Raw genomic sequence first — 1,868 nt, forward strand, 5'->3', positions numbered from 1 at the left:
TGAAATTAGTCCACAGATTTAAGCTGTGGACTGCTCAAAAGCCCGAGGATACCATGTTTTCCACATGTGTATACCTCGGGCTTTTGTCACCGTTCAGGAAATCATAAAATTTTGGGTAAATTCAAACTGTTCAGTATATTGACATTTTACTCAAACATTGATATGATAGCTTCTGTTGAGAAAATAGCGCACGTGGCGGAATGGTAGACGCGTCAGCTTGAGGGGCTGGTGGGGCGATGCCCCGTGGAGGTTCGAGTCCTCTCGTGCGCATCCTATGAAAAATGCAAGTGAGTGTGTCTCTGAAATGAGGATGTCAAATCCTTATTTTCATGTGACCTCACTTGCATTTTTATTTATACCACAAAAGGCCTTTAGCGAGACACTATCTCACTAAAGGCCTTTTGTCCTGCACTAATGCTACAATAGAGCATTAAAGTGCGTTCCCTTATTAATATTACGGTGTAACATCCCAGATTCCTTTTTCACCTGAAAAAGAAAATAAAGGTTCCCACTCGACTTCTATAGTTTCGCCATTTACTGCGTAATGTGCTACGCCATCAGTTGAGCGTCCGCTTGAAACAGAACCCATTGAATTGTCGTTCGGGTATGTATCTGCTTGGGAGCCGTCCACATAAACATCAAAATCCATACCATATCCATAGTCGTCATCTGTGTCGTTTTCAAGTGTGTAATAAATAGCAATGACATGTTCGGGCTCATCTTCTTCGAACTGGTTTCGTTCGTCAGTGAACTCTGCATTGGTGATGGTCATCGTTATATCATCAATTGTGATAGACTCTCCAATTGACAGTAATTCAGACTCTTCAGGCTCCTCTTCCACTTCAGCTGTTTCTTCTTCAGTATCTGCCTCTTCACCGACCTCTTCTGACTCGGTTGCTTCTGCTTCAGTGTCGTCTTCAACAGCTGCTGAATCGTCATCATCTGCTGGAGTATCTACATCGTCACAAGCTGCTAGTAAAAATGCGCTTGCAGAAATTAAAGCCAATAATTTCTTCATTTCCATCTACTTTTCCTCCTCGTAAGTTATACCGTTTTGGTTGACAGGGTAGAAACTGACGTAGTGAGTATGTCTTCTTGCCCACGACTTACTGTAAGACCAGAACCCTATCATAGCGAAAATAATCCTACAGCAATATATATTAATAAATATTTAATTAATATATGTATTGCTATAACACGCCTATCTTAGAGTTTAAACAGACAATTTGTATTAAAAGGATATAATAGTCGTAAAATAGTGGATAGACTTGACAAAGCCGGGTCAGGCAACTTATTTTTTATTACAAAGCTAAGCTTGATAATGGTACCGAACGAAAGAAGATGAGTGGGGAGTCAATGCGTATATAGTCTTTTGAATCGAATAGTTTTGATAAGAGTTGCTTTATATACCTGAATTATTTACTGTTAAATGTATACATATAGAAATTCAAAAGAACAGGTTAGGAGAGTGTAACATGCCTAATGGAAAATGTCTTTGCGGGAATACCGTTCTAGAAGTTAAAGAACTGAAAGGAAAAGTATACGTCTGTCATTGTGGGATGTGCAGGAAACAGGCGGCGGGACCGATTGTTTATACTGATGCATACAGGGAAGGAGAGTATCACTTCGGCGAATCATCGACAGTTTCTGTATATGATTCATCTGGCTGGGCAGAGCGGGGGTTCTGTCAGTCGTGTGGGACATTTATGTACTTACGATATAAGAAAGACAGTACGATTCATTTTAACGTAATTCCGAAAGAAGTCTCCCACTTCTAAACGTATGGGTACGAAGCACCAGTGAAAGTGGGAGATGAATTTCGGTCAAGCGATAGCTTGAAGTTATTTCTCAAGACCTTTTCTTATTAG

General features: G+C 40.3%; 2 protein-coding genes and 1 tRNA gene. 2 read left to right on the forward strand and 1 reads right to left on the reverse strand.

The window, feature by feature from the left end:
* The first annotated feature begins 186 nt into the window (after window positions 1-186).
* Window positions 187-270: transfer RNA gene (locus ACYQ4S_RS11770), tRNA-Leu, on the forward strand.
* Between the two features lie 184 nt (window positions 271-454).
* Here the strand turns inward: ACYQ4S_RS11770 and ACYQ4S_RS11775 are convergent.
* The gene (locus ACYQ4S_RS11775) at window positions 455-1,024 is read right to left on the reverse strand and encodes a DUF4352 domain-containing protein (RefSeq protein WP_459771327.1); all 570 of its coding nucleotides are present in this window, start codon (window positions 1,022-1,024) and stop codon (window positions 455-457) included.
* Between the two features lie 451 nt (window positions 1,025-1,475).
* On the opposite strand from ACYQ4S_RS11775, the gene ACYQ4S_RS11780 reads away from it, so the two are divergent.
* The gene (locus tag ACYQ4S_RS11780; protein WP_459771329.1) at window positions 1,476-1,778 is read left to right on the forward strand and encodes a GFA family protein; all 303 of its coding nucleotides are present in this window, start codon (window positions 1,476-1,478) and stop codon (window positions 1,776-1,778) included.
* Window positions 1,779-1,868 lie beyond the last annotated feature (90 nt).

This window comes from Alkalibacterium sp. s-m-28 (genome assembly GCF_054658175.1).

Coding starts and splice junctions, on each gene's coding strand:
- ACYQ4S_RS11775 (WP_459771327.1), bottom strand. CDS start 1,024: ATGGAAATGAAGAAATTATTGGCTTTAATTTCTGCAAGCGCATTTTTA.
- ACYQ4S_RS11780 (WP_459771329.1), top strand. CDS start 1,476: ATGCCTAATGGAAAATGTCTTTGCGGGAATACCGTTCTAGAAGTTAAA.